The organism is Pseudomonas sp. GW821-FHT10C09 (assembly GCF_059415465.1).
Window position 1 is genome coordinate 223,814 of the sequence record NZ_JBWKNG010000011.1, and the last position, 12,282, is coordinate 236,095.

10 protein-coding genes are annotated in these 12,282 nt (G+C 58.4%); 9 read left to right on the top strand and 1 reads right to left on the bottom strand.

From position 1 onward, the window contains the following. Positions 1 to 136: 136 nt before the first annotated feature. The 9 genes from amaB (at position 137) to AC07N8_RS13940 (ending at position 10,869) form a co-directional block, all read left to right on the top strand. The gene (gene amaB, locus AC07N8_RS13900) at positions 137 to 1,627 is read left to right on the top strand and encodes an L-piperidine-6-carboxylate dehydrogenase (protein WP_310336614.1); all 1,491 of its coding nucleotides are present in this window, start codon (positions 137 to 139) and stop codon (positions 1,625 to 1,627) included. Between the two features lie 228 nt (positions 1,628 to 1,855). Next, positions 1,856 to 3,139 (top strand): L-pipecolate oxidase, encoded by a 1,284-nt coding sequence (gene amaA, locus AC07N8_RS13905; protein ID WP_123435907.1) that lies wholly within the window; start codon positions 1,856 to 1,858, stop codon positions 3,137 to 3,139. A 364-nt stretch (positions 3,140 to 3,503) separates the two neighbouring features. Beyond that, a complete protein-coding gene (locus tag AC07N8_RS13910; RefSeq protein ID WP_483841109.1) occupies positions 3,504 to 4,637 on the top strand; it encodes a branched-chain amino acid ABC transporter substrate-binding protein in 1,134 nt (377 codons plus the stop codon). A gap of 170 nt (positions 4,638 to 4,807) precedes the next feature. After that, the gene (locus AC07N8_RS13915) at positions 4,808 to 5,722 is read left to right on the top strand and encodes an ABC transporter permease subunit (RefSeq protein WP_027921961.1); all 915 of its coding nucleotides are present in this window, start codon (positions 4,808 to 4,810) and stop codon (positions 5,720 to 5,722) included. Positions 5,723 to 5,725: 3 nt separating this feature from the next. After that, positions 5,726 to 7,009 carry a high-affinity branched-chain amino acid ABC transporter permease LivM gene (gene livM, locus AC07N8_RS13920; protein WP_483841110.1) on the top strand — a complete coding sequence of 428 codons (1,284 nt, stop codon included), beginning with the start codon at positions 5,726 to 5,728 and terminating at the stop codon, positions 7,007 to 7,009. Beyond that, positions 7,006 to 7,881, top strand: a complete 876-nt coding sequence (locus AC07N8_RS13925; RefSeq protein WP_483841111.1) for an ABC transporter ATP-binding protein — start codon at positions 7,006 to 7,008, stop codon at positions 7,879 to 7,881. The genes livM and AC07N8_RS13925 overlap by 4 nt, the downstream gene beginning before the upstream one ends. Beyond that, positions 7,878 to 8,594 (top strand): ABC transporter ATP-binding protein, encoded by a 717-nt coding sequence (locus AC07N8_RS13930; protein WP_493144084.1) that lies wholly within the window; start codon positions 7,878 to 7,880, stop codon positions 8,592 to 8,594. Before AC07N8_RS13925 ends, AC07N8_RS13930 begins: the two co-directional genes overlap by 4 nt. 291 nt (positions 8,595 to 8,885) lie before the next feature. After that, positions 8,886 to 9,200 carry an HdeA/HdeB family chaperone gene (locus AC07N8_RS13935; protein ID WP_483841113.1) on the top strand — a complete coding sequence of 105 codons (315 nt, stop codon included), beginning with the start codon at positions 8,886 to 8,888 and terminating at the stop codon, positions 9,198 to 9,200. A gap of 904 nt (positions 9,201 to 10,104) precedes the next feature. Then, positions 10,105 to 10,869, top strand: coding sequence for an SDR family oxidoreductase (locus AC07N8_RS13940; protein ID WP_483841114.1), 765 nt, complete (start codon positions 10,105 to 10,107; stop codon positions 10,867 to 10,869). 83 nt (positions 10,870 to 10,952) lie between these two features. Here AC07N8_RS13940 and AC07N8_RS13945 read toward each other — a convergent pair whose 3' ends face one another. Then, entirely contained in the window at positions 10,953 to 12,080 is a 1,128-nt protein-coding gene (locus tag AC07N8_RS13945; protein ID WP_493144085.1) for an AGE family epimerase/isomerase, read from the bottom strand. Positions 12,081 to 12,282: the final 202 nt, after the last annotated feature.

Here is a 12,282-nt window from a genome sequence, read left to right on the forward strand (position 1 = left end):
GCAGCATGAATAAACGGAATGATATCTCTCTTAAAGGTCGTTTGTTGGGTAACCTCCGGGGAGCTAAAACTACAGGTCTGATCAGCCGTGATTTTTCCGGCTGCACCCTTTGTGTTTTTCGCTTGAGGAGTGACCCATGGTTGCCGCATTGCTTGATCGTCTTGGTGTAAACCCGGCCCTGTACCAGAACGGCAAAGTGCCGGTGCATTCGCCGATCGATGGCAGCCAGATCGCTGCCGTGAACTGGGAAGGCGCTGCTGAAGTCGAGCAGCACATCAGTCGTGCCGATCATGCGTTCGAATTGTGGCGCAAGGTCCCGGCGCCTCGCCGTGGTGAACTGGTACGCCAACTGGGCGACATCCTGCGCGAATACAAGGCTGACCTCGGCGAACTGGTTTCCTGGGAAGCCGGCAAGATCACTCAGGAAGGCCTGGGTGAAGTTCAGGAAATGATCGACATCTGCGATTTCGCCGTCGGTCTGTCCCGTCAGCTGTACGGTTTGACCATCGCTTCCGAGCGTCCTGGCCACCACATGCGCGAAACCTGGCACCCGCTGGGCGTTGTCGGCGTGATCAGTGCGTTCAACTTCCCGGTCGCGGTGTGGGCCTGGAACACCACGCTGGCGCTGGTCTGCGGCAACCCGGTGATCTGGAAACCGTCCGAAAAAACCCCACTGACCGCGCTGGCCTGCCAAGCGCTGTTCGACCGCGTCCTGAAAAACTTCAGCGATGCACCACCGCACCTGAGCCAAGTGATCATCGGCGGCCGCGACGCTGGCGAAGCGCTGGTCGATGACCCGCGTGTCGCACTGATCAGCGCCACCGGCAGCACCCGCATGGGCCGCGAAGTGGCACCGAAAATCGCCGCGCGTTTCGCTCGCAGCATTCTGGAACTGGGCGGCAACAACGCGATGATCCTCGGCCCAAGCGCCGACCTGGACATGGCCGTTCGCGCCATCCTGTTCAGCGCCGTCGGCACTGCCGGTCAACGCTGCACCACCTTGCGTCGTCTGATTGCGCACGAATCGGTGAAGGAAGAAATCGTCACCCGCCTGAAAGCCGCGTATTCCAAAGTGCGCATCGGCCATCCGCTGGAAGGCAATTTGATCGGCCCGCTGATCGACAAACAAAGTTTCGAAAACATGCAGGACGCGCTGGAGCAGGCGTTGAGCGAAGGCGGCCGGGTGTTCGGCGGCAAGCGCCAACTGGAAGACAAATTCCCTAACGCTTACTACGTCGCACCGGCCATTGTTGAAATGCCGGAGCAAAGTGACGTGGTGTGCCACGAAACTTTCGCGCCGATCCTGTACGTGATCGGTTACAAGGATTTCGACGAGGCCCTGCGCCTGAACAACGCCGTGCCACAAGGCCTGTCCTCGTGCATCTTCACCACCGACGTGCGTGAAGCCGAACAATTCATGTCGGCGGTCGGCAGCGACTGCGGCATCGCCAACGTCAACATCGGCCCGAGCGGTGCTGAAATCGGTGGCGCGTTTGGTGGCGAGAAAGAAACCGGCGGTGGTCGTGAATCGGGCTCCGATGCATGGCGCGGCTACATGCGTCGCCAGACCAACACCGTGAACTACTCGCTGGAATTGCCATTGGCTCAGGGCATCACCTTCGACTAACTCTCAAGTCGGTGATAACCCCCTGTGGGAGTGAGCCCTTGTGGCGAGGGGGCTTGCCCCCGTTGGGCTGCGAAGCGGCCCTAAAACCTGCGATCCCGGTGTATCAAGTACACCGAATGCAATGGTTTTACGACTGCTTCGCAGCCGAACGGGGGCAAGCCCCCTCACCACATAATTCTCTCCACAGTTAAAAGTGTGTGTTGGTTAGGTTTCTGTTGGAGTCTGGCAATGCCGTTACGCGAAGAGTGTCTGTGGGAAAAACTGACGCCGCAAAGGCCCGACAACGCGGCGCTCAAGGGTGAAGTGACAGTCGATGTCTGCGTCATCGGCGCCGGGTTCACCGGTTTGTCGGCGGCAGTGCATCTGCTGGAACAAGGTAAATCGGTGTGTGTGCTGGAAGCTCATCGCGCCGGTCATGGTGGCTCAGGGCGCAATGTCGGCCTGGTCAATGCCGGCATGTGGATTCCACCGGACGACATCGAAGCCGGGTTCGGCGAAGCGGTGGGCAGCCAGCTCAATCGCATGCTCGGCGCGGCACCGTCCCTGGTGTTCAGCCTTGTGGACAAATACAACATCGATTGCCAGTTGCGCCGCGAAGGCACGCTGCACATGGCGCACAACGCCCGTGGCGAAGCGGATTTGCGCAGTCGTGAAGAACAGTGGAAACGTCGCGGGGCGCCGGTCGAACTGTTGACCGGCCAGGCCTGCGAGCAGGCGACGGGCACCAAGAAAATCGCCGCCGCCTTGCTCGATCGACGTGCCGGCACCCTCAATCCGATGGCCTATACCACCGGGCTGGCCAAAGCGGCCATCAGTCTGGGCGGTCAGTTGTTCGATCATTCCCCGGTGACTCGTCTCGAACGCCAGGGCCAGCGCTGGTCGGTGCAAACCGCACAGGGTTCGGTCATGGCCGAGAAAGTCGTCATCGCCTCCAACGCTTACACCGAAGGCGACTGGACAGAGCTGCGGCGCAATTTCTTCCCCGGTTACTACTACCAGGTGGCCTCGGTCCCGCTGACCGAAGACGCCGCGCAACAGATTCTGCCCGGGGGCCAGGGCTCCTGGGACACCCGTCAGGTGCTCAGCAGCATTCGTCGCGACAAGGACGGGCGCCTGTTGCTCGGCAGTCTTGGTAATGGCAATCAGAAACCGGCCTGGTTCCTGAAAGCCTGGGCGGACCGTGTTCAGCAGCACTATTTCCCCTACCTCAAACCGGTGGAGTGGGAGTGCACGTGGACCGGCTGCATCGCGTTCACCCCCGATCATTTGATGCGTCTGTTCGAGCCGGCGCCCGGTTTGGTGGCAGTCACCGGTTACAACGGCCGGGGCGTGACCACGGGGACAGTCGTCGGCAAAGCTTTTGCCGATTATCTGTGTAACGGAAATCCTCAAGCGCTACCGATTCCGTTCGCGCCGATGCAGCCCCTGGCGGGCGTAGGGTTGCGCAGTTGTCTGTACGAGGCTGGATTCTCGCTGTATCACGCAGGCCAGTGCTTGCGGATCGTCATCTGATTGTTGAAATTTGTTGCTGGAAGCGGCGCTTTTCGGCGCAGCGACTAGCCTGTAATGGTGCGGGTTGTAGCAGTCCCGCACCAGCAGTGTGCACTTCGGTGACGCACGTTGTTACAGGCTGGTTGCACGTCGTTTAACGCCGCGGTTGCAATGATGGCGCATGCGGGTTGCGCCTTTAAAAATAAATGGTTTCACCTTCCGCGGTTTAGACGGTTGCACGCCCAATGAAAATGGGAACAAAACAGTCGTAAAAACAATAATGCAGCGACTTTTTTCAGAATAAAAAACCGATGGCACGGCCCTTGCTCTGAGCAATCAGTGAAATCGCAGTGCCAACTAAAAAAAAACCTTGGAGCACCACCTCATGTCCCAGACGTTTTACAAGAAAGGCTTTCTGGCCCTCGCAGTGGCAGCTGCGTTGGGTGTTTCTGCGTTTGCACAGGCTGATGTGAAAATCGGTGTGGCGGGCCCGATGACAGGCGCCAACGCGGCATTTGGCGAGCAATACATGAAGGGTGCACAGGCTGCAGCCGACGCGGTGAACGCGGCGGGCGGCGTTAACGGGGAAAAAATCGTACTGGTGAAGGGCGATGACGCCTGCGAACCGAAACAGGCTGTGACGGTCGCCAAGGACCTGACCAACCAGAAAGTGGCTGGCGTGGTCGGTCACTTCTGCTCCTCGTCGACCATCCCGGCCTCCGAGATCTATGACGAAGCGGGCATCATTGCAATCACCCCAGGTTCCACCAACCCGGCTGTTACCGAGCGCGGCCTGAGCGCCATGTTCCGTATGTGTGGGCGTGACGACCAGCAAGGCATCGTGGCCGGCGACTACATCGTCGACGTGCTCAAGGGCAAAAAAGTTGCCGTGCTGCACGACAAGGACACTTACGGCCAAGGCCTGGCTGATGCCACCAAGGCTCAACTGGTCAAGCGCGGCGTAACACCTGTGCTGTATGAAGGCCTGACCCGTGGCGAGAAAGACTTCAGCGCCGTGGTCACCAAGATCCGTGCGGCCGGTGCCGACGTGGTCTACTTCGGCGGCCTGCACCCAGAGGCTGGTCCACTGGTTAAACAGCTGCGTACCGAAGGCCTGAAAGACGTGAAATTCATGTCCGATGACGGCATCGTGACCGACGAACTGGTGACCACCGCTGGCGGTCCACAATACGTCGACGGCGTGCTGATGACCTTCGGCGCCGACCCACGCCTGCTGCCAGACAGCAAGACCGTGGTAGACGCTTTCCGCAAGGCCGGTACCGAGCCTGAAGGCTACACCCTCTACGCCTACGCTTCGGTCCAGACCCTGGCCGCTGCCTTCAATGGCGCCAAGTCCAACAAGGGCGAAGACGCTGCCAAATGGCTGAAATCGCACCCGGTCAAAACCGTGATGGGCGAGAAGACCTGGGACGCCAAGGGCGACCTGAAAATCTCCGACTACGTGGTTTACCAGTGGGACAAGGACGGCAAATACCACCAGCTGGAAAAACAGAAGTGATATGACTTGCTGATTGCCCGGCGCCTTGTGCGCCGGGCAATCAAAGAACATGTCCGTGCAGTACCTGTCTTTTCTCGTAGAGCTGCACACAACCGGTTTGCGTCGGCGGCTGAACCCCGGTCCGTCGCACCCGGCTTCTGTGCAGTCTCTCAAATGCGTGAGATTGCGTTATGGATGGTATTTTCCTGCAGCAACTGGTCAACGGTCTGACCCTCGGGTCGGTCTATGGCCTGATCGCCATCGGCTACACAATGGTCTATGGCATCATTGGCATGATCAACTTCGCCCATGGCGAGGTTTACATGATTTCTGCTTACCTGGCGGCAATCAGTCTGGCTCTGCTGGCGTACTTCGGTATTGAATCCTTCCCTCTGCTGATGCTCGGCACACTGGTCTTCACCATCGTTGTCACGGCGGTGTATGGCTGGGTCATCGAGCGCGTCGCCTATAAACCGCTGCGCAACTCCACCCGACTGGCACCGCTGATCAGCGCCATCGGTATTTCCCTGATCCTGCAAAACTATGCACAGATCGCCCAGGGCGCCCGCCAGCAAGGTGTTCCGACGCTACTGACCGGTGCATGGCGCGTTGAAGTCGGCACTGGCTTCGTCCAGCTCACCTACACCAAGATCTTCATTCTGGTCGCCGCGTTTGTCGGGATGGGCCTGCTGACCTACGTCATCAAGTACACCAAGCTCGGCCGCATGTGCCGTGCGACCCAGCAAGACCGCAAGATGGCCTCGATCCTGGGGATCAACACCGACCGCGTGATTTCCTACGTGTTCATCATCGGTGCAGCGATGGCGGCCCTGGCCGGCGTACTGATCACCATGAACTACGGCACGTTCGACTTCTACGCAGGTTTCGTCATCGGCATCAAAGCGTTCACCGCAGCGGTACTCGGCGGGATCGGCTCGTTGCCGGGTGCGATGCTCGGCGGGATCATTCTCGGGATTTCCGAGTCGCTGTTCTCTGGTCTGGTCAACTCGGACTACAAAGACGTTTTCAGCTTCTCGCTGCTCGTTCTCGTTCTGGTCTTTCGGCCTCAAGGCCTGCTCGGCCGTCCTCTTGTGTCGAAGGTGTAAGCGATGTCTTCAACCACTAAAAAAACCATTGATATCAAAAGAAGCCTGGTTGACGCGATTCTTGCCGGCCTTGTAGCGCTCATCGTGTTTGGTCCGATTGTCGGCATTGTCCTCGACGGCTATGGCTTCAACCTGCAACCAACACGGGTGGCGTGGATTGTCGCCATCGTCATGGCGGGCCGTTTTGCCCTGAGCCTGTTCCTGCAAACACCCAAGGGTCTGAAAATTCTCGAAGGGTTTGAAACCACCGGCTCCGGGGTTCATGTACTGCCGCCCGATTACAAATCCCGGTTGCGCTGGATCATCCCGCTGATGATCGTCATTGCCGTGGTGTTTCCGTTTTTCTCCAACTCCTACCTGCTGGGCGTGGTCATCCTCGGGTTGATCTACGTGCTGCTCGGTCTGGGACTGAACATCGTGGTCGGCCTGGCCGGCTTGCTCGACCTGGGTTACGTGGCGTTCTACGCCATCGGCGCCTATGGCCTGGCGCTCGGTTACCAGTATCTCGGCCTGGGCTTCTGGACGGTGCTGCCGCTGGCGGCAATCACTGCCGGGCTTGCCGGTTGCATCCTCGGCTTCCCGGTGTTGCGTCTGCACGGTGACTACCTGGCGATCGTGACCCTGGGGTTCGGTGAAATCATCCGTTTGATCCTCAACAACTGGCTGTCGCTGACCGGTGGCCCGAACGGCATGCCGGCACCGCTGCCAACGTTCTTCGGTCTGGAGTTCGGCAAACGGGCGAAAGACGGTGGCATACCGTTCCACGAGTTCTTCGGCATTGCTTACAACCCCGACGTGAAGTACTACTTCATATACGCGGTGTTGTTCATGGTTGTGCTGGCGGTGTTGTACATCAAGCATCGCTTGACCCGTATGCCGGTTGGCCGCGCCTGGGAAGCCTTGCGTGAAGACGAAATCGCCTGCCGCTCCATGGGCCTGAACCACGTGCTGGTGAAACTCTCGGCCTTCACCATCGGCGCATCGACGGCCGGTCTGGCTGGCGTGTTCTTCGCCACCTATCAAGGCTTCGTCAACCCGACCTCGTTTACCTTCTTTGAATCGGCCCTGATCCTCGCCATCGTGGTACTCGGCGGCATGGGCTCGACCATCGGCGTGGTGATTGCAGCCTTCGTGCTGACCGTCGCCCCGGAACTGCTGCGCGGCTTCGCGGAATACCGCGTGCTGCTGTTCGGCATCCTGATGGTGTTGATGATGATCTGGCGACCGCGCGGCCTGATTCGGATCAGCCGTACCGGTGTGACCCCGCGTAAAGGAGTAGCGCCATGAGCGAAGTCGTACTCTCGGTCGAGAAGCTGATGATGCACTTTGGCGGCATCAAGGCATTGAATGATGTCAGCCTGCAGGTCAAACGCAATTCGATCTTCGCCCTGATCGGTCCTAACGGCGCCGGCAAAACCACGGTGTTCAACTGCCTGACCGGATTCTATAAAGCGTCCGGCGGCAAGATCGAACTCAGCGTGCGAGGGGAAAAAACCAACGTCATCAAGCTGCTGGGCGAGTCGTTCAAACCGACCGACTTCGTCTCGCCGGCATCCTTCGCCAGCCGGATGTACTACAAGATGTTCGGCGGCACTCACCTGGTGAACCGGGCCGGCCTGGCGCGGACCTTCCAGAACATTCGCCTGTTCAAGGAAATGTCGGTGCTGGAAAACCTGCTGGTGGCCCAACACATGTGGGTCAACCGCAGCATGCTGGCCGGCATCCTCAACACCAAGGGCTACCGCAAGGCTGAAAGTGATGCGCTGGACCATGCCTTCTACTGGCTGGAAGTGGTGGACCTGGTGGATTGCGCCAACCGCCTCGCCGGCGAACTGTCCTACGGCCAACAACGCCGTCTGGAAATCGCCCGGGCCATGTGCACCCGTCCGCAGATCATCTGCCTCGACGAACCGGCCGCCGGCCTCAACCCTCAGGAAACCGAAGCACTGAGCGCGATGATCCGGCTGCTGCGTGACGAGCACGATCTGACCGTGGTGCTGATCGAACACGACATGGGCATGGTGATGAGTATTTCCGACCACATCGTGGTGCTGGACCACGGCATCGTCATCGCCGAGGGCGGCCCCGACGCGATCCGCAACGACCCGAAAGTGATTGCGGCCTACCTGGGCGCTGATGAAGAGGAAGTGGTGTTATGAGTCAACCGATCCTCGAACTCAAGGAACTGGACGTGTTTTACGGGCCGATCCAGGCCCTGAAGAAAGTCTCGCTGCACATCAATGAAGGTGAAACCGTCAGCCTGATCGGCTCCAACGGTGCCGGCAAGTCGACCCTGCTGATGTCGATCTTCGGCCAGCCGCGTGCGGCGGACGGGCAGATCATCTATCAGGGCGTGGACATCACCCACAAGTCGTCGCACTACATTGCGTCCAACGGTATCGCACAATCGCCGGAAGGCCGGCGGGTGTTCCCCGACATGACCGTCGAGGAAAACCTGCTGATGGGCACCATCCCTATCGGTGACAAGTACGCCAAGGAAGACATGCAACGCATGTTCGAGCTGTTCCCGCGACTTGAAGAGCGGCGCAACCAGCGGGCGATGACCATGTCCGGCGGTGAGCAGCAAATGCTCGCCATCGCCCGTGCGTTGATGAGCCGGCCGAAACTGCTGTTGCTCGACGAGCCGAGCCTGGGGTTGGCACCGATTGTGGTGAAGCAGATCTTCTCGACATTGCGCGAGCTGGCCAAAACCGGCATGACCATCTTCCTGGTCGAGCAGAACGCCAACCACGCGCTCAAGCTGTCGGACCGGGCATACGTGATGGTCAACGGCGAGATTCGCCTCACGGGCACCGGCAAGGAGCTGCTGGTGAACGAGGAAGTGCGTAACGCATATCTCGGCGGTCATTGAGTCTGCGTTGTTAAACAAAAGCCCCGGCGCGCAATCGCCGGGTTTTTTTTATTGGGGAAAGAGCAAATGCAACTACAGATATCGCAGATCTAATTGATTTATTAATAGTCGAGTTTGACTAAGAAAGACGTGTAGAAAAATAGAAGTTGATACTGCGCCAGGCCGTCTATACTCAATCGGAATATGCTTGTAATAAAGCTGAATCTAATTTATTTATTTTTGGCGTGAATAAACAAGCAGTTTTACTTCTTTGTTTAAGAGGTATTACTCAAGTCTCTGGAGATGTCGACAATGGCTCATAAAGTCCTTTGTAAAATGGCGCTGGCTAGCTTGATTCTTTCCTCCGTCAGCGTCGTATATGCTGCATCCACCACCGCCGATAATATGACGTGTCAGGAATTCCTCGATGTGACTCCGAGTGCGCAGTCCCCTGTACTGCTTTGGGTTACAACCGACGATACAATAAATTCAAACGGTGGCTCTTTCAAAAAGACAACGGTTGATGCAACGGTTCTTCCTCAAGTTGTAGAGTTGTGCAAGAAAAACCCAGAGAAAAAAGTATCCAGTTTTAAACAGGAAATTAAAAACCTGTTCAGTAAAATGTAAATTGCATGCTTAAACGCTCGTCGACATTTGTAATGTCGGCGAGCGACAAACGGAGATCAAATCTGCTTTGTATAACCCGTTAATCCGTTTGCCTGGTTGAAGACTCAAATTCACCACCATTCCCTGTGGGAGCGAGCTTGCTCCGGGCGGCGTTCCGACGATGACGGTGGGTCAGTGAAAATCGTTCGGACTGACACTTCGCCACCGCCAGCAAGCTCGCTCTCACAGGTGGTTGCCGTGTGCTTTTTTGAAATTGTGGAAAACAATATTCACAAGCTCTGAAAGCGCGACATAAAGCCGCTGCAAATAGTTGTTTTGTCACGGTTTTGACTTGTCCCCGTTTGCTGTGGAACTGGCTGTGAATAACGTGGGAGTAGCTGGCTGGGCGCCTTTAAATCCGTGGCTTGTAGCGAGGTGGTTGTTTTTTGACCAGGCGTTTTTGCAAGGGGAGGAACCGTCGTTGTCAACCTTTTTATTGGAGGCGAAAGCGAGGTGAAACGGGCAGGGCAAGCCTGTGGATAAGTCTGTGATTAAACTCTGGAAAGACTCGGCTGAGGGCCGTAGTTACTGGCTTGGCGCCATCGCTGCTCTGTAGGACCAATCGTGCAAAATGCCCTGCGCTACACCGCGAGCATTCGAGGGTCAAGCGAAAAACTTTCCAAACTCCCCGCAAAGCCTTGTGCACAGCGGCTTCCAGCTTTTCCACTTGCCCCCGGAAACTGTGGACCGGCCTGTGGATAACGTGCGCGTACATGGCTGCAAGCCACGGTACGTAAGGCGTTCATCGGGTTGGTTGTTTTTTGTTCAGCTTTTGCGGTGGTTGCCGCTGTGAGCAAGGCCGGGCATGCTGCCAGCTGATTTTCTATTCCAAGGGCTGCCCGTCAGCCGAAGCAAGGAGAACACGATGTCCAACACCCTGTTTATTACCGGCGCGACCTCCGGTTTTGGTGAAGCCTGTGCCCGCCGTTTTGCCGAGGCTGGCTGGAAACTGGTGCTGACAGGCCGTCGTGAAGAGCGCCTGAATGCCCTGTGCGCCGATTTGTCGAAGCAGACCGAGGTGCATGGCCTGGTGCTCGATGTGCGTGATCGCAAAGCCATGGAGGAAGCGATTGCCAACCTGCCGCCTTCCTTCGCCAAACTGCGCGGGCTGATCAACAACGCTGGCCTGGCGCTCGGTGTGGACCCGGCACCCAAGTGCGATCTCGACGATTGGGACACCATGGTCGACACCAACATCAAAGGCCTGATGTACAGCACCCGTCTGCTGCTGCCGCGCCTGATTGCCCATGGCCGTGGTGCCGGCATCGTCAACCTCGGCTCTATCGCCGGCAACTATCCGTATCCGGGCAGCCACGTGTATGGCGCGAGCAAGGCGTTCGTTAAGCAGTTCTCGCTGAACCTGCGTTGCGACCTGCAGGGCACTGGCGTTCGGGTTAGCAACATCGAGCCGGGTCTGTGTGAAAGCGAGTTCTCGCTGGTGCGTTTTGCCGGCGACCAGGAGCGCTACAACGCGACATATGCGGGTGCCGAGCCGATCCAGCCGCAGGATATTGCCGAGACTATTTTCTGGGTGATGAATGCGCCGGCGCACATCAACATCAATAGCCTTGAGCTGATGCCGGTGAGCCAGACCTGGGCTGGTTTCTCGATCGAGCGTAAGTCGGTGTAGCGGCCATTCGCGAGCAGGCTCGCTCCCACAGGGATTGCTCTGAACCTGTGGGAGCGAGCCTGCTCGCGAAAGCTATCTGTCAGTTAGCCGAGAAAGTCGACCAGCCCGCGATAGCAGGTCGCCAAGTGATAAGGCGTCGTCGACGGCATGTCCTTGCGGCTCACTTCGCCTTTTTCGTCGCGACACTCATACCAGCCACCCGCATGCAGAAAACGCTGTTGCAGCGCCTGCAATTGACGCTGCACAGAAGCCTCGCTATCGGGCCGCAAGGTCAGGGCACGCAGGTATTCAGCCTGGGCCCAGATGCGCTGGGTGGCATCCTTTGCCGAGCCCTCCAGATCAAGCATCGCCACCACGGCGCCCGTCTGCGGATCAACACCCATCTGCTCGGTCAGCGTGAATGCACGATCAAGCGACGCGTGTAATGCCGAGCCCCGCAGCAACGGCGAAGACTCCAGCAGGAAATACCATTCGAACTGATGCCCCGGTTCAAACCAGTTATCCACAGCGCCGAGCGGCTTCTCCATCAACACGCTCTGTTGCGGGTCGATGAAGCGCTTCTGCATGGCTGTGCATAAGTCGACGAGCGCACGCTGCACGGCGGCGTCTTCACGCACCGACAGGGTGGCAAGGAACGCTTCGGCCAAGTGCATCAGGGGATTTTGCAGCGGCCCGGAATCAAGCGAGGACCAGTCACGGTCGAGGCTGGCTTCGTACAGGCCGTCGCCTGTCGCGAAACGCTGAGCGATCACTTCCAGCGCTGCATTGAGCACCGATTCCACCAGCGGCTCGCGAACCTTGTTCCAGTAATGAGCGCAGGCAAACAGGATGAACGCGTGGGTGTAGAGGTCTTTGCGTGGGTCGAGTGGCGCGCCCTGCGGGTCGATGCTGTAGAACCAGCCGCCGTGCTCGGCATCGTGGAAGTGCTGTTGCAGGGAGCGGAACAACGCGGCGGCACGCGCTTCGGCGCCCGGCACCTGGCCGATCAGGCTTGAGAAAAGATACAACTGCCGTGCGCAGGCCATGGCCCGGTAGCGTTGAGGCGGCAGCGGCTGATGCTCCGAATCCAGCGCCTCATATGGCAACGCCATGTCGGCATTCCAGCCGGGGCCTTGCCAAAGCGGCACGATCACGTCCTGGAAGTGCTGTTGCACCGAGGCGAACAGGGCGGTCAATTCAGGCTGGGAGGCGGAGCGGGAAACAGGCGGCATTGGCTGGCGTCGTCACGGCAGGGTTGATTGCGCGACATGTTAGCAGGCCTGAGAGATGCGGTGTCTGTCAGGCCGCCATCGCGAGCAAGCGCGCTCCCACACTGGAACTGTGTACACAGAACAAATGTGGGAGATTCTATGGTTGAGGGGAAGCCCTCAACTGGTTTTCGATTGGTATTCGCTCTGCCCGTTCAGCAGGGCG

Excerpts from the sequence above, each read along its gene's own strand:
- amaB (WP_310336614.1), top strand. The coding sequence starts at position 137 with ATGGTTGCCGCATTGCTTGATCGTCTTGGTGTAAACCCGGCCCTGTAC.
- amaA (WP_123435907.1), top strand. The coding sequence starts at position 1,856 with ATGCCGTTACGCGAAGAGTGTCTGTGGGAAAAACTGACGCCGCAAAGG.
- AC07N8_RS13910 (WP_483841109.1), top strand. The coding sequence starts at position 3,504 with ATGTCCCAGACGTTTTACAAGAAAGGCTTTCTGGCCCTCGCAGTGGCA.
- AC07N8_RS13915 (WP_027921961.1), top strand. The coding sequence starts at position 4,808 with ATGGATGGTATTTTCCTGCAGCAACTGGTCAACGGTCTGACCCTCGGG.
- livM (WP_483841110.1), top strand. The coding sequence starts at position 5,726 with ATGTCTTCAACCACTAAAAAAACCATTGATATCAAAAGAAGCCTGGTT.
- AC07N8_RS13925 (WP_483841111.1), top strand. The coding sequence starts at position 7,006 with ATGAGCGAAGTCGTACTCTCGGTCGAGAAGCTGATGATGCACTTTGGC.
- AC07N8_RS13930 (WP_493144084.1), top strand. The coding sequence starts at position 7,878 with ATGAGTCAACCGATCCTCGAACTCAAGGAACTGGACGTGTTTTACGGG.
- AC07N8_RS13935 (WP_483841113.1), top strand. The coding sequence starts at position 8,886 with ATGGCTCATAAAGTCCTTTGTAAAATGGCGCTGGCTAGCTTGATTCTT.
- AC07N8_RS13940 (WP_483841114.1), top strand. The coding sequence starts at position 10,105 with ATGTCCAACACCCTGTTTATTACCGGCGCGACCTCCGGTTTTGGTGAA.
- AC07N8_RS13945 (WP_493144085.1), bottom strand. The coding sequence starts at position 12,080 with ATGCCGCCTGTTTCCCGCTCCGCCTCCCAGCCTGAATTGACCGCCCTG.